Below are 23,333 nucleotides of genomic sequence, written 5' to 3'. Positions count from 1 at the left end.
TTTGGGAATTGATCCTGGTCTTTCAAATCTTGGATGGGCAATTATTGAGGACAAAGATCCTCCAGAACTTGTTGATTTTGGGTTAATTAAAACTGATAAAAATTTAAAAGAAGAGGAAAGATTATTATTAATATATGAAAATTTAAAGAAAATATATAAAAATTATTCACCTGATTACACAATAATTGAGAATATCTATTTTAAAAAAAATATAAAAACAGCGATTAAAATAGGAGAAGTAAAAGGGGTTATTTTATTAATTGCAAAAGAATTTAATTCTAAAATTTATGAATTAAATCCAAGTAATGTAAAATTACATTTCACAGGTTTTGGTGGTTCTAATAAAAATAACATGAAAAAAATGGTTAAAATTTTATATAAAAAAGAAATTAAAGAAGATGATACAGTTGATGCAATAGCACTTGCTACTTCTTTTATTAATATAAAGTCAATAAGAGAAAAAAGTGATATCATATCTTAGTGGTGAAGTTTTAATAAAGAAAGAAGACTTTATTATATTTTTAACAAAAAGTGGAATTGGCTTTAAAATCTTTGTTCCATACCCAGATAGAATTAAAAATGAAATTTTTACATCACTAATTGTTTCTGAAAAAGATTTAAATTTGTATGGATTTTTAACTTTTGATGAAGTAGAATTATTCGAAAAATTAATAAAAATTCCACAGGTTGGACCAAAATCTGTAATACAAATTTTTAAATATTATAATTTAAACGAAATTTATGAAAGAATAAGAAATGGAGAGCCACTTCTTGTAAAAGGAGTAAGAAAAAAAATACTTGAAGAAATTTGTAAATTTTTAAGTGAAGAAGAGAAAGAATTAAAGATAAAAGATAAAAAGACACTTGATGCAGTTAGAATTTTACTTTCACTTGGTTTTGAAAAAGAAGAGGTTGTTGATGCAATAAGAAAGGTAAAAGGGTATGATAAAATATCTCTTGAAGAATATGTAAAAGAAATTTTAAAGGTGATAAAGAATGAGTGAAGAGTTTAAAGATTTTAATTTAAGACCAGAATCTCTTGAAGATTATATTGGACAAGAAAGAGTTAAAAATAATTTAAAAGTTTTTCTAGACGCTGCTAAAAAAAGAGGAGAACCTATAGATCATATTTTATTATATGGACCACCAGGAATAGGTAAAACAACTCTTGCATATGTAATAGCAAAAGAAATGAATAGAGAATTAAAGCAGGTAACAGGACCTTCATTAGAAAAACCAGGAGATATTGCAGCAATCTTAACATCATTAAAAAAGGGTTCAATTTTTTTTATTGATGAAATTCATAGAATTCCTCATCCAGTTGAAGAAACACTTTATCCAGCTATGGAAGATTATAAACTTCATATTGTTTATGGAAAAGGTCCATCAGCAAAAACTTTAACTATAAATTTAGAACCATTCACATTAATTGGTTCAACAACAAGAGCTGGAATGTTGACCTCACCTTTAAGAGAAAGATTTGGAATAGTTCTAAAACTTGATTTTTATTCTATAGATTCTTTAGTAAAAATAATTTTTAGAGCAGCAAAATATTTGAAATTAGATATAAAGGAAGAAGATGCAATTGAAATAGCAAAAAGGTCTAGAGGAACTCCAAGGGTTGCAATTAGGATTTTAAAAAGAGTAAGAGATTTCTCAGAGATAAAAAATAAAGGCATAATAGATAAAAATATTTTAATTGAAACTTTCAACTCACTTGGTATAGATGAGTTTGGATTAACACCTCAAGATAGAAAACTAGTTAAAACTCTAATTGAAAAATTTAATGGTGGTCCAACTGGTATTGAAACTCTTTGTGCAATTTTAAATGAAGACAAAGATACAATAGAAGATATTTATGAACCATATCTACTTCAAATAAATTTTATTGAAAGAACACCAAGAGGTAGAGTTGCAACTGAGAATGCTTATAAATATTTAGATATTAAAAAAAGGACTATATTTTAATGGAGAAACTACTAATACATACATGTTGCGCTCCATGCTCTATTCTTGTTATTGAAAATTTTAAAAAAAATTATGATTTAACCCTATTCTTTTATAATCCAAATATACATCCATATAAAGAATACCTTGAAAGGTTAAATGCATTTAAAATTTTTTCTAAAAATCAAAATATAAATTATATAATTGGAAAATATGAATATAAAGATTATTTTATAAATGTTACAAAAAATTTAAATGATAGATGCCTATTTTGTTATCAGTTAAGATTAAACCAAACAGCAATTATAGCAATAGAATTAAATATTATGAATTTTACAACAACTATGCTTTATTCACCATATCAAAAACATGAATCAATAAAAAGCATAGGTGAAATTATAGCAAATAATTACAAATTAAATTTCATATATTTTGACTTAAGAGATAAATATTTCGATGGGGTTAAACTATCAAAGGATTATAATTTATATAGACAGAAGTATTGTGGATGTATATTTTCTGAAATAGAAAGATTTGGAGGTGGAGGATGATAAAGGAATTTTCAAGAATTTTGATAATTTTTGGAATAATTATTCTTTTAATAGGTATTCTTTCTTATTTTAGCGATAAATTACCTTTATTTAAACTACCAGGTGATATAGTTATAAGAAAAAAGAATTTAACAATTTATATACCAATAGTTTCAATGATATTACTATCTTTAATATTAACAATAATTTTAAATTTAATTTTTAGAAAGTGAGAAAAATAATTTTAATAATATTAATTCCAATAACTTTATTACTTCTTTTTACTTTATCAATTGCTTTCTCAAAAAACTATTATATGCTTGAATTTCAAAGAATTAAACCAGAAGCTACTTTAAATATTGATCCTAAATATATAAGATATGCTGCACAAGTGATACCAGAATATTTAATGGGAAAGAGAAATAATCTTGATATACCAGGTTTTAAAAATTTTTTCAACGAGAAGGAGTTACTTCATATGGAAGATGTTAAAAATATATTTAAATATACTATCATTTCATCTATTGTTTTTTCATTTTTAATTATATTATTAATTAAAAAAGAAGATTTACCATATATTTTTATTTATTCATTAATCCCAATTATTATATTTATTTTAATTGTTTTTATATTTTCATTTGATCAATCATTCACAATTTTTCACAAAATATTTTTTAAAAATGACTTATGGTTATTAGATCCTGAAAAAGATAGACTAATTGTTTTGTTACCTATTGAATTTTTTATCAGATCATTTACTAGAATTATTTATCTAACTATAATAACTTTATTAACTCTCTTTTTCTTCTTTTATTTTTTGGAGGTTAATTTTGAAAGAAAAAATATCTGATTTTCTCATTTATATGGAAAAACTAAAAAATTCATCGAAACACACATTAAGGGCATATAAAAGAGATTTACTTGATTATTATGAATATGTTAAAAAGAACGAATTAGATTATAAAAACATCTCTAGAAATTCATTAAGAGGTTTTTTAATAGAATTAAGAGAAAAAGGATTAGATAAAAGATCAATCTCAAGAAAGATATCATCAATAAGAAGTTTTTATAAATTCCTTTTAAAAGACGGAGTTATAGACAAAAATCCAATAATTTCGCTTGAACTTCCAAAAATAGATAAAAAACTCCCAACATTTTTAACAGAAGAAGAGGTTGTTAAATTGATAAATTATCCGAATGATAAAACATTAATAGGTTTTAGAGATAAATTAATTTTAATTTTTTTATACTCTACAGGTATGAGAGTTTCTGAAATTGTTAGTTTAAAAGTTTCACAACTCAATTTAGAAAAAGGTGAAGTTATTATTACTGGAAAAGGTAAAAAAGATAGAGTTATATTTTTAACTGAAGAATTGAAGGATATGATTAAAGTATATCTTAATAAAAGAAAGAAAAATTCAAATGTATTATTTATTAATAGAAATGGCAAACCACTGACAGATAAAGGAATAAGACTACTTGTTGAAAAATATGCAAAGAAGGTTATACCATATAAAAAGGTTACTCCACATACATTAAGACATACCTTTGCAACTCATTTATTAACAAATGGAGCTGATTTAAGAGTTGTACAGGAACTTCTTGGACATACTAAACTCTCAACAACCCAAATATATACTCATCTAACAAAAGAAAATTTAAAAAAAATATACGATAATTTTCATCCTCATTCAAAAGAGAAAAATTAAAAGTTTAAAATATTTGATTTTTCAAAAATTTCAAATCCTATTCTATCTTTGAGTTCATCGATATTTATCTTTTTTAAAGCAGAAATTAAAATTCCACTTTCATCTTCTTTTCTTATTCTTTCTATTTGATATTCTTTTAACAAATCTATTTTATTATAAACATTAATTATTTTTATTTCTTTATAAAGTATTTCATCTAAAATTTCTTTAACTGAAATCATGTGTTTCTTATATGAAGGATGTGAAGCATCAATAAGATGAATTATTAGGTCAGAATAATTTATCTCTTCGAGAGTTGATTTAAAAGATGAAATAAGAAGTGGTGGTAATTTTTGAATAAAACCAACTGTATCAACAACAAGTAATTCTTTTTCATATTTATTTAAGTACATTTTTCTAATAAGAGTATCAAGTGTCGCAAAAAGCATATTCTCTGTATAGGTTTCTTCATTTGTTAGTGCATTAAAGAGAGTTGACTTTCCAGAATTAGTATAACCAACTATTGAAACTATTGGTATGTCTGATTTTTCTCTTAATTTTCTTCTTATTTCTCTTCTTTTTTCTATTTTTTTAAGTTCTTTGTTTAAAGTGTTAATTCTTCTTTCTATTGCTCTTCTTTTAAGTTCAACTAACTTTTCTCCTCTTCCTGCTCTTATTCCAACAATTCCCATTTGTTGATCTAAGCTTCTGCCAATTCCTATAATAGCTGGAAGTTCCATCTTTAATCTAGCAAGTTCAACTTGAATTTTTGCTTCATTGGATTTTGCCCTTTTCTCAAATATTTCAATTATAAGATGAGGTCTATCAAGAACAAAAAGGTTTGTATAATCAGAAATATTTTTAATTTGTGAATATGATAATGTTTCATCAAATATTAAATAACTTGCATTTTCCTTTCTTGCTATTAGAGTAATTTCTTCTAACATTCCTTTTCCCATGAAATATTTTGGATTTATTTCTCTTAATCTTTTTAAAACCTTATATGTAACTTTAAGACCTAATGTTTCTGTTAAAAGTTCTAATTCATTTAATGTTTCTTCTGGAAGAAACTCATTATGTTCATTTTTAATAAATCCAACTAAAATAGCTCTATTCTCTTTTATATAATTTAATGTATTTACCATAATAAAAATTGAGATAGTTTAGATATAATAGGTGATAATATTCTATTAATAACTCCAAAAAATAGCAAAACTATTAAAATTAAAGAGCCATAAATCTCTAAATTTTTATTTCTTAATGCATCTTGTGGATACTTAAAAATTATACTATAAAGTATTCTTGAACCATCAAGAGGTGGAATTGGTATTAGATTAAATATAGCAAGAATTAAATTTATTAAAACACTATATTGTACAAAAATTGAAATATAGGAAGATGCAATTCTTGGAAATGGTAAAACTAAAAATTTAAAAATGAGTCCGAACAATATTGCTAAGATAAAATTAATAAGTGGACCAGAGATTGAAACAAGAATAAGATCTCTTCTTATTTTTCTAAATCTGTAAAAATTTATAGGAACAGGTTTTGCCCAACCAAATGCAATTTTAAAGTTAGAACTTATCAAAAGTAAAACAGGGAGAAGAATAGTTCCAAATAAATCAATATGTTTTGTGGGATCAAGAGTTAACCTTCCATACTCTTTAGGTGTTTCATCTCCAAGTCTATAAGCTATATATCCATGTGCTACTTCATGAAAAATTATTGCTATTATTATACTTGGTAATAAGAAAATTATCTCAATTAAATTTTTTAACATACTTTTTCTCCTTTCATTTCGTATAATTTCTTAGCAAAATTTATTTCATCTTCATAAGTTTTTATATTACCTTCAAGAAGTTCTTTTTTTAATGTTTCAAATATTTCTCTAAATTCAACTGAAGGTTTAAAACCCAATTTTATTAAATCTTTTCCTGTTATTCTTAATTTTAAATTTTTTAACTCAAATAAATACTTTTTAACTTTATCTTCAGTTTCTTTAAAATTAGACAAATAAATCAATTCATAAATTGAAAGATTTTTTAGTGTGTTATAAATATCATAGTTTTTATTTACATTTTTAAGATTCTCTATTATTTCAAGATAATAATTTTCATCTTTTATAAAATCTTTTTTCAAATTCCATCTTTCAATCATTTCTTTCCTATTAAAATTACTTAATTCAGTAATTAAAAGGAAAAAGTTTATCTCATCTCTTTTAATTACCTCTCCTCTTTTAATAAGTTCATCTATTAATCTTTGGCTTTTTTCAATTAAATTTAAAGTCTCTTTTTTAAGTTCTAATTTCCTATGTATCATTTTAAGTGCTCCTAATTTTTTCATAAGTTTTAGACCACTAATTGCAGTATCTTTATCATTTAGAATCATAAATAACTCTTCTTTAATTCTTGTATTTCTTGCATCTGTAAAAAGACCTGTTTTAATTGTACTTATAATTAAATTTTTTGTTTCTTTTTCAATTTTAAATTTTAATTTTGATGAGTATCTTATAGCTCTCATAATTCTTGATGGATCATCTATAAAACTCAATTTATGTAAAACTCTAATTTTTTTATCTTTTAAATCTTTATAACCTCCAAGAAGGTCAATTAATTTTCCAAAGGAATTTTTATTAATAGAAATCGCAAGTGTGTTTATTGTAAAATCTCTTCTTAAAAGATCTTCTCTTAAACTATGACTTATTTCAACTCTTGGAAGTGATGCTGGTTCTTTATAAAATTCTCTTCTTGAAGAAGCAATATCTATTCTTAATCCGTCTGGATAATTTATTGTACAAGTCTTAAAATCTGGATAAATATGAATGTTTACATCCATTTCTTTTTTTATTTCTTGTGCAAGCAAAATTGAGTCTCCTTCGACAACTATATCTATATCTTTTGTTTCCTTATTTAAAAATAAATCTCTTACAAACCCACCAACAACATAACTTCTCATATTTAATTTATCAGAAAGTGTTCCTAATTTTTTGAGTAATTTTATAGTCTTTTTACAAATTATTTTATTAATTAATTTAATAACTTTTTCTTGTTCTAATGGCGAGAAAATCTCTTCACTTTTTAAATAAAGACCTCTTAATATATCACTTCTTGTTATAATACCAACAACCCTTCCTTTTACAACAACTGGAACCCTTCCAATATTCCTTTCAACCATTATTTTTTCAACTTCATCAATTGGTGAATCAGGTGATACAAAATAGTATTTCTCAATCATAAAATCTTTGACTTTTAAATTTGTCAAACCCAAAAGCTCTACTTTTGATATTTCACTTCTTGTAATAATACCTATAATTTTTCCATTTTTAACAACAGGCAATCCTGAGTAATTGTATCTAAGCATTAAATTTCTTGCCTCTTCAAGAGTGGCTTCCTCATCTATAGTTTTAACAGGTGAACTCATTATATCTTTTGCAAGAATTTTTATTTTTACATTATCCTTTATTACTTTTATCAACTTATCATAAATTCTTGAGTTTTTAATTGTATTAAAATTTGCAGAAGCTGCTGTTTTGTGTCCAGCTCCTCCAAAATAATCAAGAATTTTTTTAACATTTACATCTTCACTTCTACTTCTTCCTATGATTACAGTTTTTTTATCCATTATTAATATTGAAAATACAGCATCTAGCTCAAGAAGTTCTAATACTTTGTGAACAAGAAATCCAACTCCTTCAGCATATTCTGAAATTTTAACTTTTGATATTCCGATTTTATAACCATTTATTTCTTCAATTTTTAAGTTAGCAAGAATTTTTTCAAAAATTATTTTTTGTTGTTCTGTTAAATATGTGATAAGATATTTTGAAACTATTTTTAAATCAACATCATATTTAAAAATATAAGATAATGCTTCAATATCATATTGTTTCGTTGTAATAAATAAAAGATTTCCAGTATCTTCATATATTCCCAAAGCAAAAAGTGTGGCTTCAATAGATTTTATGTCAATTGATTTTTTATTTTTTAGCATATGTATTAAAATTGATGTTGTTGCACCAACTTCTTTTGTTATCCTTTTTGCATTTATTTTAACTTCCTCATCTGGATAATGGTGATCAATTATTAATACATTTTTATGATTCAAAATAAAATCAGTTAAACCTGGAACTCTTTCAGGATATTGAGTATCAACCATAATTATTCTATCGATTTTAGTTAAATCTATATCTTTTAAATTTTTTAAATTTTCAAAAAGATTCCCATATAGAGAAAAAAATGAGTATACAGATGAAGAAAATGATGGTATAAGACAAATTGAATTAGGGAAAATTTTCCCTGCTAAAACAAGCGATGCAAGAGCATCAAAATCTGCTGTTGAATGTGTAACAATTAAGTTCACAATTTAATTATAACAATTTTACTATTCAATTTTTATTTTTAACTCTTTTAGTTGCTTTTCACTTACTTCAGATGGTGCATTTGTAAGAAGACATGTTCCTTTTTGTGTTTTTGGGAAAGGAATTACATCTCTTAGACTATTACCATTTACAAAAAGCATAACAATTCTATCAAGACCTAGTGCAATTCCACCATGAATAGGTGCTCCATACTTTAATGCATTAATAAAGAAATCAAATCTTGCTTCAACTTCTTTTTCAGAATAACCAAGAAGTTTGAAAATTTTCTTTTGAAGTTCAATATTATGAATTCTTATGCTTCCTCCTCCTATTTCAAAACCATCCATAACAAAATCATATGCTCTTGCTAAAACTTTTGATGGATCAGTATCTAATAAATCAATATGCTCTGGTTTAGGTGATGTAAATGGGTGATGTCTTGAATCCCATCTATTTTCTTCCTTATTCCACTCAAATAAAGGAAAATTTATAACCCATAAAAGTTTATGAATTTTTTTATTTATAAAATTATATCTATTTCCTAAAGAAAGCCTTACTTTACCAAGATTTGTTAAAAATTCTTCACCCTCTCCAATAAATAAAAGTAAGGTATCATTTTTATTTATCTTTTCTTTTAAATTGTTAATTTCTTCTTCACTTATATAATTATTTAATGAAGAACTTATCTTTTTATCAATATTAAAAAATATAACACCATTAAGACCAGACTCCTTAACTATATTTTCAATCTCATCTTTTTCTTTTCTTGAGATAATTCTTTCTTTTAATATTAGACCCTTAACTTTATCTCCCTTTTGTATTCCATCTCTTATTATTTTAAATTCTGATTTTATAAAAACATCAGTAAAATCTTCAATTTTCAAATCAAACCTTAAATCTGGTTTATCACTTCCATAATTATTCAGTGCATCATAAAAACTCATTTTTGGAATTGGAATTTCAAGTTCTTCATTTAAAATTTCATTAAATAGCTTTTTAAATAATCTATCAATTAAATTCATTATGTCATTTTCATCTATGAATGACATTTCTATATCAACTTGTGTAAATTCTAATTGTCTATCAGCTCTTAAATCTTCATCTCTAAAACACCTTGCAATTTGATAGTATTTATCAATTCCAGAAATCATTAAAATTTGCTTAAACAATTGTGGAGATTGTGGTAAAGCATAAAATTTACCAGGATTTATTCTTGATGGAACTAGGAAATCTCTTGCGCCTTCAGGAGTGCTTTTTGTAAGAATTGGAGTTTCAATTTCCCAAAATCCTTCTTCATTTAAAAAATTTCTTATTAATGTTGTAGTTTTAAATCTAATATATAAATTATTTTTCATCTCTTCTCTTCTAAAATCTAAGAATCTATATTTTAATCTTAATAATTCATTTATCTCTTCTCTTGATTCAAGATCAAATGGTAGCGGAAGAGACTCATTAATAATTTCTATTTCATTACACAAAACTTCAATTTTTCCAGTTTTTATTTTTTCGTTTATATTTTCTTTTGGTCTCTCTCTAACTATTCCTTTAACTTTTAATACATATTCATTTCCTAACTTTTTTGCTTTTTCAAAATTTTCTTTATTTTTATAATCTATAACTATTTGAATATAGCCAGTTCTATCTCTTAATTCAATAAATATTAAACTTCCTAAATCTCTAATTGTTTTAACCCATCCACATAAAATGACCTCTTTTCCTAATTTTTCTTCTGTAACTTCTCCACAATAATCAGTTCTAAGCATCTTTCACCTCATTTAAATGTTTAAATATTTCATCTTTTTTAATTCTTATTTGAGTTTCTTTTTTAAGGTCCTTAAATAATAAATAACCATCTTTTAACTCATCGCCACCATAAATAATCAAAAAACTAGCATTTCTTTTTAATGAATATGAAATTGACTCTTTTAAATTTTTAAAATTATATGGAAAAATTACATTATAGCCTTTTTCACCAAGAGTTAAATAAAATAAAAAACTTTCTTCATAATATTCTTTGTTTAAAGGTGTTATTGATATTATTTTTTCAATATTTTCTTGTATTAAGTTTTCTTTTTCAAGAATTAATATTAGTCTCTCAACTCCTATGGCAAAACCAACTCCTGGTACTCTATCTCCTCCTAAAAAGGATGATAAATAGTCGTATCTTCCTCCACCCAAAACTGAATTTTGCGAACCAAGATTTTGTGAAATTACTTCAAAAACTGTTCTGTTATAATAATCAAGCCCCCTAACTAATCTAGGATTTAAAATATAATTAATTTTTAGTTCATCTAATTTTTTTATAATTTCATCGAAGTGTTTTTTACTTTCACCTTTTATATAATCTAAAATTTTTGGTGCATTTTCAGTAGTTTTAATACATAATTCATTTTTACAATCAAGAACTCTTAAGGGGTTTAAATATAATCTTTTTTTACAATCATCACAAAGATAATTTTCTTTATCTTTTAAATAACTTTTCAAAACTTCCTTATATTCTTTTCTATCCTCTATATCACCTATTGAATTAATATAAATAAAAAGGTCTTTCAATCCTAAATTTTCAAGTGATTTAATTGAAATATATATAATCTCAACATCAAGACTAGGACTATCTTCTCCTAATGCCTCTATTCCAAAATGATAAAATTCTCTAAATCTTCCTTTTTGTGGTTTTTCATATCTAAACATCGGACCATAATAATATAGTTTTACTGGTTGAGGTAGCTGTTTAAAATTATTCTCAATATAAGATCTAACGACTTGTGCAGTTCCTTCAGGTCTTAAACAGAGTTTTCTACCCCCTTTATCGTAAAAAGTATACATCTCTTTTTGTACTATGTCAGTTTCTTCACCTACACTTCTTTCAAAAATCTCTGCATGTTCAAAAATTGGAAGTATTATCTCTCTATAGCCAAAATTTTCTACAAACTTTCTTAATTTATTTATAACCTTTTCAATTTTTCTACTTTTATCAGGCAAAATATCTGGAGCGCCTTTTGGTCCTTTTATCATTTTTTGACCACCTTTATAAATTTTCTTTTACCAATTTTAATTACTTTTTCACCATCAATTTTTAAAATAAATGATGGCTCCTCAAATCTTTCACCATTAACATAAATTCCACCTTGTTCAAAAAGACGTCTTCCTTCACTTTTTGATTGAATTAAATTTTTTTCCTTTAGAAAATCAAGAAGATTTATTTCCTCATCATACACTTCATATATATCTATATCTTCAGGTATCTCTTTTTTACTAAACACTCTAATAAATTCTTCTTCTGCTTCAATTGCTTCTTTTTCTGAATGATATCTTTTTACAATTTCTCTGGCTAATCTCAATTTATATTTCATAGGATTTTCACCAGATTCCATCGCATTTTTGATGTTTTCTAATTCTTGAATATCAATATTTGTTAATAATTCAAAATACTCAATAATTAAATGATCTGGTATGCTCATAATTTTTCCAAACATCTCGTTTGGAGATTCATTTATACCAATATAATTTTTTAAACTTTTACCCATTCTTTTAACTCCATCTATACCTCTTAAAATTGGCATTAAAATTGCTATTTGTGGTTCTTTTCCGAGTTCTTTTTGAAGTTCTCTTCCACATAAAAGATTAAATTTTTGATCGCTTCCTCCAAGTTCAACATCAGCATCAATTACAATTGAATCATATGCTTGCATAAGTGGATAAAGAAGTTCATGTAAATATATAGCATTTCCTTGTTTATATCTATTAAAGAAATCATCTCTTTCAAGAATTCTTGCAACTGTAAAATGTGAGGCTATAGAAACAATATCTTTAAGTGTTAATGGAAGAAGCCAATCACCATTATATCTTATTTCGGTTTTTTCTTTATCTAAGATTTTAAAAGCTTGTTCACTATAATATTTAGCGTTTTTTTCAATTTCTTCTTGAGTTAACAGTGCTCTTGTCTGATCTCTTCCAGAAGGATCTCCAATAACAGCAGTGCCATTTCCTATAATTAGAATTATTCTGTGACCTAAATTCTGAAAGTCTCTAAGTTTATTTAAAACTACAGTATGACCTAAATGAATATCAGGTGATGTAGGGTCAACACCAAGTTTCACTCTTAACGGTCTCCCTTTTTTAAGTTTTTCTATAAGTTCTTCTTCATTTATTATTTCAAGAGTACCTCTTTTAATAATCTTTAATTGTTCCTCAATAGATAACATATTTCAACTCCTTATTAACAATAAAAAGAGCTTTAAAAAAATAAATTAATATTATTTTACTACTTTTTAAATAAATTATTAATTTTATAATCTTAAATCACCAAGGTTTTCCATCGATGGTTTTATCCAATAATCTTCTTTTTTAAGCAACTCATATTCTCTTCTTAATAATTCTTCATGATTCTTTTCCATTTTAATCAGTGAATTTAAAATTCTTCTATCTCTTCCATCTCTAAATTTATTCACCATATTTGAATAAAATTCAACCGCATTCATTTCCGATTTAATAGCAATTTTTACAATATCAATACATTTAATATCTTTGCCTAAATCTTCATTAACATTAGAAAATTCTGGATTCTCTTTAAAACTTTCATCTGCGTTAAATTCAATATTAAAATTTTTTATAAGTAATTTTTTTAATGATATTTCATGTTTTTCTTCTTCTTTAAAAAACCTAATTAATCTTTTTTTAACTTTTTCATCAATAACTTTTTCAGAAAGTTTATAATAAAACCTTTTAGCTTCATTTTCACTTTGTATTCCTTTTTTTAATAATTCTATTAATTCCATAATAACCTCCTTTTAATTTATTATAACAATAGAATTTATGTTAAAATATTTAAGATATGAAAAAAAGAATTGGTCTTTTTTTTGGATCTAAATCTGTTGAACATGAAATTTCTATAATTACTGCAATACAAGTTTACAATGCAATTGATAAATCAAAATACTCAATAATTCCTATTTATATATCAAAAAATGGTGAATGGTTTACAGGAGAAAATTTGCTTAAAATAGAAAATTTCAGAAATCTATCAAATATACCAAAAATTTCTCAAAAAATTATAGGTATAAAAATAACAAATGATAATATATTAACTCTAGAATTAGAAGGAATTATAAGTAAAAAATTATTTATTGACATAGCATTTAGCGTAATACATGGAACCTATGGTGAAGATGGTAAAATACAAGGTATTTTTGAAATGTTGAATATTCCGTATGTAGGGTGCGGCGTTCTTTCGTCTTCAATAGGAATGGATAAAGTAATTATGAAAGAAATTTTTAAAGCTAACAATTTACCAATCGTAAATTACTTTTGGTTTACAAGATATGATTGGGAAAAAAATAAAGATGAAATTTTAAAAAAAATAGAAAATTATCTTAAATATCCTTTATTTGTAAAACCAGCAAATCTTGGTTCAAGTATTGGAATTACAAAAGCAGAAAACAAAGATACACTTTTTTATGGAATTGAAGTTGCTAAACATTATGATTCAAAAATAATTGTTGAAGAAGGGGTAAAAAATTTAAGAGAGATTAATTGCTCTGTTTTAGGGAATATTGAAGTGATACCTTCAAAACTTGAAGAAGTGAAAACTCCAAAAGTTTTCCTCGATTATGATTCAAAATATAAAATTAATACAAAAGGAAGCTCAATGTTTAAAAGATTTGGACATATAATTCCTGCAGAATTAAGCGATGAAAAAACAAAAGAAATACAAGATCTTGCTGTTAAAGCATTTAAAGCAATAGATTGCAAAGGAATAGCAAGAGTTGATTTTCTAATGGAAGGGGATACAGAAAAAGTTTATATAAATGAAATAAATACACTACCTGGTGCATTATCTTTTTATTTATGGGAAGCATCAGGAATATCATTTGATAAATTAATTGATAATTTAATTAACCTTTCCATAGAAATTTTTGAAGATAAAAATAAAAACATAACATCTATTGATACTGATATACTACTTCAAGATTTTAAAGATGTGAAAAAAGGTTAATAAGTAATGTTTGCTCTAATCGATAATTTGAAAATTTATTATGAAATATATGGTGATGGAAAACCTATTTTATTTTTTCATGGATGGGGTGGAAATACAAATTCTTTATATCCAATATCAAATATTTTGAAAAATGAATATAAAGTTATATTAATAGATTTTCCTGGTTTTGGTAAAAGTGATATACCTTATAGATCCTTTAATGGTGAGGATTATAAAAATTTAATTTTAAAATTTATTGATTATCTTAATTTAAAAGATTACACAATTATTGGACACTCATTTGGTGGAAGAATTGGAATAAGAGTTGCTGCAAATAGAAAAAGTGAAATTAAAGGTCTTATTTTAATAGATAGCGCTGGAATAAGAGATAAAAAAACATTGAAACAAAGGTTTTCCGAGAATACTTTTAAATTTTTTAAAAAAATAATAATTAAGACAATAAAAGGTGAAAAACAAGAAAAATTATTAAATAGTTTAAGGAAAATTTTTGGTTCAAAAGATTATAAAAGCGTTGATGGAGTTATGAGAGATACACTTGTTAAAATTGTTAATGAAGATTTATTACCTATAATGAAAGAGGTAGAAACAAAAACACTTATAATTTGGGGAGAAAATGATAAAGAACTTCCTTTAAAACATGCATATTTAATTAAAGAAAATATAAAAAACTCAAAACTTGTAATTATAAAAAATGCAGGACATTTTCCTTATCTTAACAACTTATCAAAAACAATCTATGAAATAAAAAATTTTTTAGGAGAAATATATAATGATAATAATTGAAACTTTTATTAAACTATCAATTTTTATAATAACATTTTTAATTTTACTATTAAGAATTCTTTGGTATCTTCAAGTTCTACAAATATTAGAATATTTTAATATTAAATACTTAAGACATTTATTCAAAAGATCAAAAGATTATATTTTTGATGATATTGTATTAATAATTTTGATAATCCTAATTTCATTAAGTTTTTTATTAAAGATAAATAGAGTATTATTAAACTTAATTTTGTTGATTTTTCTTTTTTATTCTCTATTTTATAATTTTAATTTATATAAAAAAAGAAAGAAATTTTCAAAAAAAGGTTTAAAATTTACTAAAAGATGCAAAAGAATTTTTATCTTAACAACTATTTTTTTATTAATAGTTTTAATATTAATTTACCTTAATCATTCATTATATTTAACTCCCTATCTTATATTTTTATCTCCTTTTATTTTATTAATTTTAAATATTTTAATCTATCCAATTGAAAGTTTAATAAATGAAAAATATTTTAATGATGCAATAAAAATAATTAAAGAATATAAACCATTTATAATTGTAATAACAGGAAGTTATGGAAAAACCAGCACAAAATATTTCATTTATGAATTATTAAAAGATAATTTTAAAACTCAAATGACTCCTGAAAGTTATAACACTGCAATGGGAATTACTAAATTTATAAGAGAGAATCTTAAAAATGAAACAGAAATTTTTGTTGTAGAACTTGCTGAAAATGAAAAAGGTGGTTTTAAAAGATTACTTAGATTAATTGAGCCTAATATTCTTGTTATAACTTCAATTGGAATTCAACATCTAGAGGAATTTGGTACAAAGGAGAAAATTTTTAATGAATTTAAATATTTAATTGAATATAGTATTTCTTCTAATAAATGTGAAAAATTGATTTTGAATGGAGATGATGAATTTTTAAAAAATTTTCAAAATGAGAAAATTTCAAAAATATCAATTTATAAAGGAAATTATCCATTTATTGAAATAATAGAAGAGACTCTTTATGGAACAAAATTTAAAACAAAATTTTTAGATTTTGAAACCTTCTTTGAAACAAAACTTGTAGGATTAGAAACAATAAGAAATTTATTGATTGCAATTGAGGTTGCAATTAATTTTAAAATAGATATAGAAAAAATTATTAAAAAAGTCAAGATTCTAGAACCCTTTAATCATAGATTAAATGTATTAAAAAGTGGTAATGTAATAGTAGTTGATGATGCATATAATTCTAATCCAATTGGCGCAAGAATGGCAATAGATTTAATATCAAAATATAAAGAAGGAAGAAAGATAATAATAACACCAGGATTTATTGAACTTGGTAAAAGTGAATATGAAGAAAATAAAAATTTAGGAAAATATTTGTTAAATAAAGTTGATTATGTTTTTTTAGTTGGGGGAAAAAGAATAAAACCAATATATGAAGGTTTAAAAGAAGTTGGATTTAAATTGGAAAACATATCAATTTTTAAAAATTTTTATGAAGCAAATAATTATTTAAAAAATTTCATTAAACCAAACGACATTATTTTATTTGAAAACGACCTCCCAGAAATATATGAAGAATTATAGTTGACAAATTAAATAATATTGTATTAAAATATCAGTGGAGGTCGAAGGGTCTTTTTGGCTCTTTGAAAATTTTAAAAAGGAGGTAAATTAACAAATGACAGCATTAATTGCGGTTATCGGGTTAGCTTTTTATGTTTTATTTTACTTTATTTATGGTAAAAGAATTGAAAAAGAAGTTGTAAAAGCAGATCCCAATAGACCAACCCCAGCAGTAAAATTAAGAGATAATGTTGATTATGTTCCTGCAAAACCGTGGGTTTTATATGGTCACCATTTTGCTTCAATAGCAGGTGCTGGACCAATAACAGGTCCTGCAATTGCAATGGCATGGGGTTGGGTTCCAGGTCTTCTTTGGGTTTGGTTTGGAAATCTTTTTATTGGAAGTGTTCATGATTATCTTGCCTTAATGGCATCGGTAAGATATGATGGAAAATCAATTCAATGGGTTTCTGGAAAATTAATGACAGCCAGAACAAAATATTCGTTTGAATTATTTATATACTTTGCACTCTTACTTGTTATTTCTGCATTTATGGGAGTATTTACAGGTCTTGCAACAACAAACCCATCAATTGCAACAGCATCAGTTCTATTCATATTTATTGCTATAATTGAGGGTATATTACTTTATAGAACAAAACTTTCATTCACAGTCGCATCTATTATAGGAATAATAATGCTTATTTTATGTTTGTATATCGGATTTGCATTTCCATTTGTTAAAATAACAAATGCAAAAACATGGTATATTATTTTAGCAATCTATTGTATTTTAGCATCATCTCTACCTGTTTGGATTCTTTTACAACCAAGAGATTATCTTAATGCTTATATTTTATGGGCAGGATTAATTTTAGGATTAGTCGCAGCAGTTTTTGCATTTAGAGGATTTAATTGGCCTGTATTTACAATTTTCTCAGCTAGAACTGTAGGAGGTCAACCATCTCCTTTCTGGCCAACTGTTCCACTAGTTATTGCATGTGGTGCACTTTCAGGATTCCACTCAATTGTTGCATCAGGAACTTCTTCAAAACAGTTAGATAATGAATTGTCAGGACTTTTTGTAGGATATGGAAGTATGTTTACAGAAGGATTTCTTTCAACACTTGTTATTACTTCTATTGCAGCATTTGGTATGCAAGTTTTCCAAGGAGCAGCTGCTAAATTAACAGAATTAAAAGTTGATCTTAATGCATTAATGACAGATAAAGTTTATCTTGGAAACAATTACCTTAAAGCAGCAGGTGCAGTTGGTGGTGCTCTTGGTGTTATGACAAGATCATTTGGAAAAATGACAACTGCAGTTGGACTTCCAGAAAATGTTGGTAGTACTTTTGCTGGTCTATGGGTATCAGCATTTGTTTTAACAACACTTGATACCTCAGTAAGATTAGCAAGATATGCATGGGGCGAAATTTGGGAACCTGTTAAAAAAGTAAGTGAAGGATTCTATAAAGTAATTGCTGATAAATGGGTTGGTTCAATTATCGCTGCAGGTCTTGGTCTTTTATTAATTTGGGGTGGAAGTTATACAGTACTTTGGCCAGGATTTGCAGGTTCTAACCAATTGCTTGCTTCAATTGCTATGATAACAGCAGCAGTATGGGTAAAACAAGTTCAAAAAGCGAAACCTGCATGGCAAATGGCAGTTCTCATCCCAGCATTGTTCTTATGGATTACAGTTACAGTTGCATTGTTCTGGTATCTTATTGTCGTAATACCAAAAACAACACCAGTATTTAATAGATATATGCTTGGTGGATTTACTATTGTAATGTTAGCTCTTAATGTAATCCTCGTAATAGATTTCTTGGGTGGATGGAGAAAGGGAGCAATCCCTGAGGTAGAAACAAAATAAAATTTAATGAAAAGACTCTTCGACCTCCTTAAAAAAATTTTAATAGGATTAGATCTGGGATTAAGGGAGGTTTCTACCTCCCTTATTGAAAAAGAGCTAGAAGAATTAGAAAATGTTTTTGCACTTCTAACAATGGGCACATTTGCAGGCATTCCTTCTCCTCCAACTGGAATAATTTTAAGAATTCTACCATTTATGCAAAAAGAGATATTTGTTATGATAACAAGAAGTAAAAATCTAGATGATGCGTTTGCTGAAACAGCTGGTATGTTTGATATAGATTAAAGGTGAATTATATATGGAAATATATTTTTTTCTTGGAAAAGGGGGAGTTGGAAAAACAACAATATCAGCAAGTTTTGCCACTGGTATTTCTGTATATAACAAAGATAAAAAAATTTTGATAGCATCCCTTGATCCAGCACATAATCTTGGAGATGCATTTGATATAGAACTCTCGAATAAAGTTAGAAAACTTACAGAAAATCTTTTTGCAGTAGAAGTTGATTTAGACAAAATGATAAAAGAGTATCTTGAAGACTTATCAAGGAATTTAAAAAATACCTATAGATACCTTACAAGTTTTAATTTAGATAGATATTTTGATATATTAAGATATTCACCTGGAATTGAAGAATATGCTGTTCTTGAAGCAATTAAAAAATATGTAGAATGTCATGAATATGATATTCTAGTTTTTGATACACCTCCAACTGGAATAACAACTAGAGTTCTTGCATTACCAAAATTAACTTTACTTTGGTCAAAAAGATTAATGGGAATAAGAAGAAAAATTCTTGATAGGAGAAAAATGGTTGAAAATGTAAAAGGTAAAATAGAAGCAAAGTTAGATGATGAAGTAATTAATTTAACATCAGACGAAAGAGAAGATCAAATAATGATAGAACTTGTTAAATATAGTAATGAAATGGAAAATATGATGAATCTTTTCTCTGGTAATTCAACTTCAATAAATATTGTTACAATGCCAGAAGATCTTGCTCTTTTTGAAACTAAAAGAATTATAGAAGCATTATCTGAATTTGGAATAAAAATTAAAAATATTTATTTGAATAAATATTTAATATGTGAAAATCCACCTGAAGTTATAAAAGGAAAAATTGAAGAACAAGATAGTGTAATAAAAAAAATGGAAGATGAAATTAAAAATATAAAAATTAAACAAATACCTCTTCTTTCTAAATCACCTCGTGGTATTGAAGAGTTAATAAAATTTTATGATAATTATATATTAGTATGAGAACCGTAGGAGATGAAGAATTAATAAAAAGAATAAAAAGAATTTTATCAAAAATTGAAGAACCTACAACAGGTTTAGATTTAATAACTGGAGATTATATAAGAGAAATAAAAATTGAATTTACAAGAATTGAAATTAAATTAAAATCTTTTTATCCAGATTATTTCTCTCCTTCATATCTTTTTATGAAATCATATATTTTAAATACTATAGCAAAAAAAATTGTTGACACACTTAATAAAGAGGGTTTCACTGAAGTAATAGTTTTAAGCGGAAAAGAGGAGATTTAGATGACACAAGGACAGATCATACTTTTAATGTTAATTTTGGGAGGTTTAACCTCCCTTCAATTTTTTAAAGGAAGAAAATTAAATACTCTAATGATGGTCAAATATATTAGAGATTTTGAAGAAAATTTAAAACCAAAAGATAAACTTTACACTTATATTGGTGGTTATATTGGATTTAAAGCAAATTATGATTTTAATGACAAACTTATAAAAAAATTAGAATTAACATTAACATTATTACCTAGACATAGTTTGTTATATCTACCTATTTCTTATTTAACAAGAAAACATGATAGATTATATGTAGTTTTAAGATTAAATGAAAAATTTGGATATGATGCGCATATAATTAAGAAACATTTTTATTTCCCAGGACCTATGATAGATAATATAGAAACATATAAAAAAGAAAATATGACATTTGATGGAAAAGAGTTTTATGTTTTTTATAAAAATAAAATAGATTTAGAAAACTTAATTGAACTTTCTAAAGATACAGTTGGATTTAAAAATTTAAGGCATATTGGATATACTAGAGAAACAAATGTTTTATTTTTATTATTAAAACCTGAATTAGGCATTACTCCAAAAGATTTAAAAAAATTAACAAAAAAGGTCTCTGATTTATTAAAAGTTTAAGTTTGACAATTTTATAATTATTATTTATAAATAAAATATACCCAAAAGGAGGTGATATATTAAATGTATAATTTTAATTATATTGGAAAATATATAAAAAGGCCTGATGCTATAAAAAAAGTTACAGGTAAAGCAATTTTCCTCGATGATATAAAACTTCCTAACATGCTTTATGCAGCAATTCTCACTCCACCATATGCTCACGCTAAAATATTATCAATTGATACCTCTGAAGCAGAAAAAAGTGAAGGAGTTGTAAAAGTAGTGACTGGGAAAAATTGCAAATTTACATATGGAGATTGCATAAAAGATAGATATCCAATGGCTGTTGACAAGGTTAGATATATCGGAGAACCAGTTGCTGCTGTTATTGCAGATACTCCTCAACATGCAAAACAAGCAGTGAAAAAAATTAAAGTTGAGTATGAAAAATTACCAGTTTATTTAGATGCATTAGATTCACTAAAAGAAAATGCAGTATTGATACATGAAAGAAATGGTGAATATTGGCATCTTCCAACATATAAACCTATACCAAAGACAAATATTGCAAATTATTATTTATTAAAAAGAGGAGATATGGAAAAAGGCGAACTAGAAGCAGATGTTGTTGTGGAAGGAGAATTTAATTATAAATTTGGTTCATCAAGTGCAATTGAACCACATGGTGCAATAGTTTGGTTTCATGAAGACAACACAATAGAAGTTTGGTCATCCTCAATTTGTCCTCACATTATTCAAGATGATTTAGCTAAAACCTATGGAGTGCCTTCTGGAAATGTTAGAGTTCATATTCCAGAAATTGGTGGATGTTTTGGTTATAAATCTGATGTGACAATAGAACAAACTGTTGCTTATATTGCAAGTCATGTAAAAGGTTATCCTGTAAAATGGGTAGCATCAAGAAAAGAAGATTATACAAGCACATTAATCGGACATGGAGTTAGAATTCAAATGAAAATCGGCGCAAAAAAAGATGGTACATTAGTATTTGTTAAATCAAAAGTTTATCACTCCACTGGAGCATATGCTGATACAGGAGTTAATATAACAATGGCAGCAACTCATACATTGGGAGTATATGAATTTCCTATTGCTTATTGTGAAGGATTTACTGTATATACTAATACACCTCCTGTTGGTGCATTTAGAGGTTATGGTTATCAATATGCACATTTTGCTATTGAAAGACTAATGGATATTTTAGCAAGAAAACTTAATATAGATAAAATTGAACTAAGAGAAAAAAACTATTTAAAAAGAGGCAAAAAATTTGGCTCAGGAGAAATCTATACTGAAGACTATGGTGATGTTAAAAAATGTTCAGATGCAGTTAAAGAAATCATATACAATAAAGAAAAACCTAAAGAAGATGAAAATTATTTTTATGGTAGAGGATTTGCAGCAGTTGTTAAAGGTCCAAAAGGCGCTCCAAATTCTTCAAAAGGGTGTTTTATTAAATTTAATGGAGATGGAAGCGTTAATGTTGTTATGAGTGGTGCTGAAGTAGGACAAGGTTTAAGAACTGTAGTTCAACAGGTTGCAGCTGAAATTCTAAAAATTTCACCTGAAAAAATTCATGTTTATACAGAAATCGATACTCAATTTTCTCCATGGGAGTGGCAAACAATTGGTTCTATGTTTACAGTTCAAGGAGGAAGAGCGTTAATTAGAGCATGCTTAAGAGCAATTGAGAAATTAAAAGAAAATGCAGCATTAGCCTTGAGAGTTGATAAAGATATGCTTGAGTATGATGGTGAAAAAATTTATTTTAAACATAATCCAGAAATATTTGTTAATATACCAGATCTTGTAAGAGGTTATATTGATAAAGATGGCATTACTGTTGGAGAAGTGGTTCAAGCAACAGCAGATGCAAGATTACCAAGATATTCAAATCCAGATCCAGAAACTGGTGAAGGTAATCTTGGGGTGTCTTACACTTTTGGTGCGCAAGGTTGTGAGATTAGAATTGATAAAAAGACAGGAGAAATTATTATAGATAACTTTGTTTCAGCATTTGATATAGGAAGAGTTATAAATCCAGTTCAATTAAGAGGTCAAATTGTTGGAGGAGTTATGATGGGAATTGGAAGTACACTTTATGAGGAACTAAAATTTGATAAAGACGGAAGATTAGTAAATCCACATTTCTCAACTTACAAATTTCCAACAATTAAAAATATGCCTAAAAAATATGAAGTTATTTTTATTGAAACACCTGAATCAATCGGTCCTTATGGCGCAAGAGGAATAGGTGAACATCCAGTTTTAGGAGTTGCTCCAGCAATTTTAAATGCAATCTATGATGCTTTAGGTGTTGATCTATTTGAAGTTCCAGTATCAAAAGAAAAAATTTTAGAGATTATTAAAGAAAAACAAAATGAAAAAATAGGAGTTTAA

The 23,333-nt window shown here is 25.8% G+C and carries 23 protein-coding genes; 16 read left to right on the top strand and 7 right to left on the bottom strand.

Going from position 1 to position 23,333, the window contains the following annotated elements:
- Position 1 precedes the first annotated feature (1 nt).
- From N3D74_02620 to N3D74_02590, 7 genes are read left to right on the top strand one after another with little or no spacing between them, the layout of a single operon-like run.
- Positions 2–481 (top strand): crossover junction endodeoxyribonuclease RuvC, encoded by a 480-nt coding sequence (locus N3D74_02620; GenBank protein MCX8095070.1) that lies wholly within the window; start codon positions 2–4, stop codon positions 479–481.
- Positions 465–1,004 (top strand): hypothetical protein, encoded by a 540-nt coding sequence (locus tag N3D74_02615; GenBank protein MCX8095069.1) that lies wholly within the window; start codon positions 465–467, stop codon positions 1,002–1,004. Before N3D74_02620 ends, N3D74_02615 begins: the two co-directional genes overlap by 17 nt.
- Complete coding sequence (gene ruvB, locus N3D74_02610) at positions 997–1,968, top strand: Holliday junction branch migration DNA helicase RuvB (protein ID MCX8095068.1); 972 nt, start codon at positions 997–999, stop codon at positions 1,966–1,968. The genes N3D74_02615 and ruvB overlap by 8 nt, the downstream gene beginning before the upstream one ends.
- Positions 1,968–2,498: an epoxyqueuosine reductase QueH gene (locus tag N3D74_02605; protein MCX8095067.1), complete on the top strand. Its 531-nt coding sequence runs from the start codon at positions 1,968–1,970 to the stop codon at positions 2,496–2,498. Before ruvB ends, N3D74_02605 begins: the two co-directional genes overlap by 1 nt.
- A complete protein-coding gene (locus N3D74_02600) occupies positions 2,495–2,710 on the top strand; it encodes a DUF2905 domain-containing protein (protein ID MCX8095066.1) in 216 nt (71 codons plus the stop codon). The genes N3D74_02605 and N3D74_02600 overlap by 4 nt, the downstream gene beginning before the upstream one ends.
- On the top strand, positions 2,707–3,327 hold the full coding sequence (locus N3D74_02595) for a TIGR01906 family membrane protein (protein ID MCX8095065.1): 621 nt from the start codon (positions 2,707–2,709) through the stop codon (positions 3,325–3,327). The genes N3D74_02600 and N3D74_02595 overlap by 4 nt, the downstream gene beginning before the upstream one ends.
- Positions 3,308–4,186, top strand: coding sequence for a tyrosine recombinase XerC (locus N3D74_02590; GenBank protein MCX8095064.1), 879 nt, complete (start codon positions 3,308–3,310; stop codon positions 4,184–4,186). The genes N3D74_02595 and N3D74_02590 overlap by 20 nt, the downstream gene beginning before the upstream one ends.
- Here N3D74_02590 and hflX read toward each other — a convergent pair.
- From hflX to N3D74_02555, 7 genes are all read right to left on the bottom strand, one after another.
- On the bottom strand, positions 4,183–5,310 hold the full coding sequence (gene hflX, locus N3D74_02585) for a GTPase HflX (GenBank protein ID MCX8095063.1): 1,128 nt from the start codon (positions 5,308–5,310) through the stop codon (positions 4,183–4,185). The genes N3D74_02590 and hflX overlap by 4 nt on opposite strands.
- Entirely contained in the window at positions 5,304–5,945 is a 642-nt protein-coding gene (locus tag N3D74_02580) for a site-2 protease family protein (protein MCX8095062.1), read from the bottom strand. Before N3D74_02580 ends, hflX begins: the two co-directional genes overlap by 7 nt.
- Entirely contained in the window at positions 5,939–8,524 is a 2,586-nt protein-coding gene (locus N3D74_02575) for a CBS domain-containing protein (GenBank protein MCX8095061.1), read from the bottom strand. Before N3D74_02575 ends, N3D74_02580 begins: the two co-directional genes overlap by 7 nt.
- 21 nt (positions 8,525–8,545) lie before the next feature.
- Positions 8,546–10,285, bottom strand: coding sequence for an aspartate--tRNA ligase (gene aspS, locus N3D74_02570; GenBank protein MCX8095060.1), 1,740 nt, complete (start codon positions 10,283–10,285; stop codon positions 8,546–8,548).
- Entirely contained in the window at positions 10,278–11,537 is a 1,260-nt protein-coding gene (gene hisS / locus N3D74_02565) for a histidine--tRNA ligase (protein MCX8095059.1), read from the bottom strand. Before hisS ends, aspS begins: the two co-directional genes overlap by 8 nt.
- Positions 11,534–12,727, bottom strand: a complete 1,194-nt coding sequence (gene tyrS / locus N3D74_02560; GenBank protein MCX8095058.1) for a tyrosine--tRNA ligase — start codon at positions 12,725–12,727, stop codon at positions 11,534–11,536. The genes hisS and tyrS overlap by 4 nt, the downstream gene beginning before the upstream one ends.
- Positions 12,728–12,811: 84 nt before the next feature.
- Positions 12,812–13,300, bottom strand: a complete 489-nt coding sequence (locus tag N3D74_02555) for a ferritin family protein (protein MCX8095057.1) — start codon at positions 13,298–13,300, stop codon at positions 12,812–12,814.
- A gap of 56 nt (positions 13,301–13,356) precedes the next feature.
- Here N3D74_02555 and N3D74_02550 point away from each other — a divergent pair, with 56 nt between their 5' ends.
- The 9 genes from N3D74_02550 (at position 13,357) to N3D74_02510 (ending at position 23,333) form a co-directional block, all read left to right on the top strand.
- A complete protein-coding gene (locus N3D74_02550; GenBank protein ID MCX8095056.1) occupies positions 13,357–14,517 on the top strand; it encodes a D-alanine--D-alanine ligase in 1,161 nt (386 codons plus the stop codon).
- Positions 14,518–14,523: 6 nt separating this feature from the next.
- Positions 14,524–15,303 (top strand): alpha/beta hydrolase, encoded by a 780-nt coding sequence (locus N3D74_02545; protein ID MCX8095055.1) that lies wholly within the window; start codon positions 14,524–14,526, stop codon positions 15,301–15,303.
- A complete protein-coding gene (locus tag N3D74_02540; protein MCX8095054.1) occupies positions 15,290–16,882 on the top strand; it encodes a Mur ligase family protein in 1,593 nt (530 codons plus the stop codon). The genes N3D74_02545 and N3D74_02540 overlap by 14 nt, the downstream gene beginning before the upstream one ends.
- 94 nt (positions 16,883–16,976) lie before the next feature.
- On the top strand, positions 16,977–18,740 hold the full coding sequence (locus N3D74_02535) for a carbon starvation protein A (GenBank protein ID MCX8095053.1): 1,764 nt from the start codon (positions 16,977–16,979) through the stop codon (positions 18,738–18,740).
- 6 nt (positions 18,741–18,746) lie between these two features.
- The gene (locus N3D74_02530) at positions 18,747–19,025 is read left to right on the top strand and encodes a hypothetical protein (protein MCX8095052.1); all 279 of its coding nucleotides are present in this window, start codon (positions 18,747–18,749) and stop codon (positions 19,023–19,025) included.
- Between the two features lie 13 nt (positions 19,026–19,038).
- Positions 19,039–20,001, top strand: a complete 963-nt coding sequence (locus N3D74_02525; protein ID MCX8095051.1) for an ArsA family ATPase — start codon at positions 19,039–19,041, stop codon at positions 19,999–20,001.
- On the top strand, positions 19,998–20,291 hold the full coding sequence (locus tag N3D74_02520; GenBank protein MCX8095050.1) for a hypothetical protein: 294 nt from the start codon (positions 19,998–20,000) through the stop codon (positions 20,289–20,291). Before N3D74_02525 ends, N3D74_02520 begins: the two co-directional genes overlap by 4 nt.
- Complete coding sequence (locus N3D74_02515) at positions 20,292–20,930, top strand: hypothetical protein (protein MCX8095049.1); 639 nt, start codon at positions 20,292–20,294, stop codon at positions 20,928–20,930. It begins immediately after the preceding gene.
- Positions 20,931–20,993: 63 nt separating this feature from the next.
- Complete coding sequence (locus N3D74_02510) at positions 20,994–23,333, top strand: xanthine dehydrogenase family protein molybdopterin-binding subunit (GenBank protein ID MCX8095048.1); 2,340 nt, start codon at positions 20,994–20,996, stop codon at positions 23,331–23,333.

The organism is Caldisericia bacterium (assembly GCA_026414995.1).
In the GTDB taxonomy this organism is placed as follows: Bacteria; Caldisericota; Caldisericia; order B22-G15; family B22-G15; genus JAAYUH01.
The sequence above is the reverse complement of the archived record's forward strand: the minus strand, read 5'-3'. Positions and strand labels throughout refer to the sequence as shown.

Excerpts from the sequence above, each read along its gene's own strand:
- ruvB (MCX8095068.1), top strand. The coding sequence starts at position 997 with ATGAGTGAAGAGTTTAAAGATTTTAATTTAAGACCAGAATCTCTTGAA.
- N3D74_02605 (MCX8095067.1), top strand. The coding sequence starts at position 1,968 with ATGGAGAAACTACTAATACATACATGTTGCGCTCCATGCTCTATTCTT.
- N3D74_02600 (MCX8095066.1), top strand. The coding sequence starts at position 2,495 with ATGATAAAGGAATTTTCAAGAATTTTGATAATTTTTGGAATAATTATT.
- hflX (MCX8095063.1), bottom strand. The coding sequence starts at position 5,310 with ATGGTAAATACATTAAATTATATAAAAGAGAATAGAGCTATTTTAGTT.
- N3D74_02580 (MCX8095062.1), bottom strand. The coding sequence starts at position 5,945 with ATGTTAAAAAATTTAATTGAGATAATTTTCTTATTACCAAGTATAATA.
- aspS (MCX8095060.1), bottom strand. The coding sequence starts at position 10,285 with ATGCTTAGAACTGATTATTGTGGAGAAGTTACAGAAGAAAAATTAGGA.
- hisS (MCX8095059.1), bottom strand. The coding sequence starts at position 11,537 with ATGATAAAAGGACCAAAAGGCGCTCCAGATATTTTGCCTGATAAAAGT.
- tyrS (MCX8095058.1), bottom strand. The coding sequence starts at position 12,727 with ATGTTATCTATTGAGGAACAATTAAAGATTATTAAAAGAGGTACTCTT.
- N3D74_02555 (MCX8095057.1), bottom strand. The coding sequence starts at position 13,300 with ATGGAATTAATAGAATTATTAAAAAAAGGAATACAAAGTGAAAATGAA.
- N3D74_02550 (MCX8095056.1), top strand. The coding sequence starts at position 13,357 with ATGAAAAAAAGAATTGGTCTTTTTTTTGGATCTAAATCTGTTGAACAT.
- N3D74_02545 (MCX8095055.1), top strand. The coding sequence starts at position 14,524 with ATGTTTGCTCTAATCGATAATTTGAAAATTTATTATGAAATATATGGT.
- N3D74_02540 (MCX8095054.1), top strand. The coding sequence starts at position 15,290 with ATGATAATAATTGAAACTTTTATTAAACTATCAATTTTTATAATAACA.
- N3D74_02535 (MCX8095053.1), top strand. The coding sequence starts at position 16,977 with ATGACAGCATTAATTGCGGTTATCGGGTTAGCTTTTTATGTTTTATTT.
- N3D74_02530 (MCX8095052.1), top strand. The coding sequence starts at position 18,747 with ATGAAAAGACTCTTCGACCTCCTTAAAAAAATTTTAATAGGATTAGAT.
- N3D74_02525 (MCX8095051.1), top strand. The coding sequence starts at position 19,039 with ATGGAAATATATTTTTTTCTTGGAAAAGGGGGAGTTGGAAAAACAACA.
- N3D74_02520 (MCX8095050.1), top strand. The coding sequence starts at position 19,998 with ATGAGAACCGTAGGAGATGAAGAATTAATAAAAAGAATAAAAAGAATT.
- N3D74_02515 (MCX8095049.1), top strand. The coding sequence starts at position 20,292 with ATGACACAAGGACAGATCATACTTTTAATGTTAATTTTGGGAGGTTTA.
- N3D74_02510 (MCX8095048.1), top strand. The coding sequence starts at position 20,994 with ATGTATAATTTTAATTATATTGGAAAATATATAAAAAGGCCTGATGCT.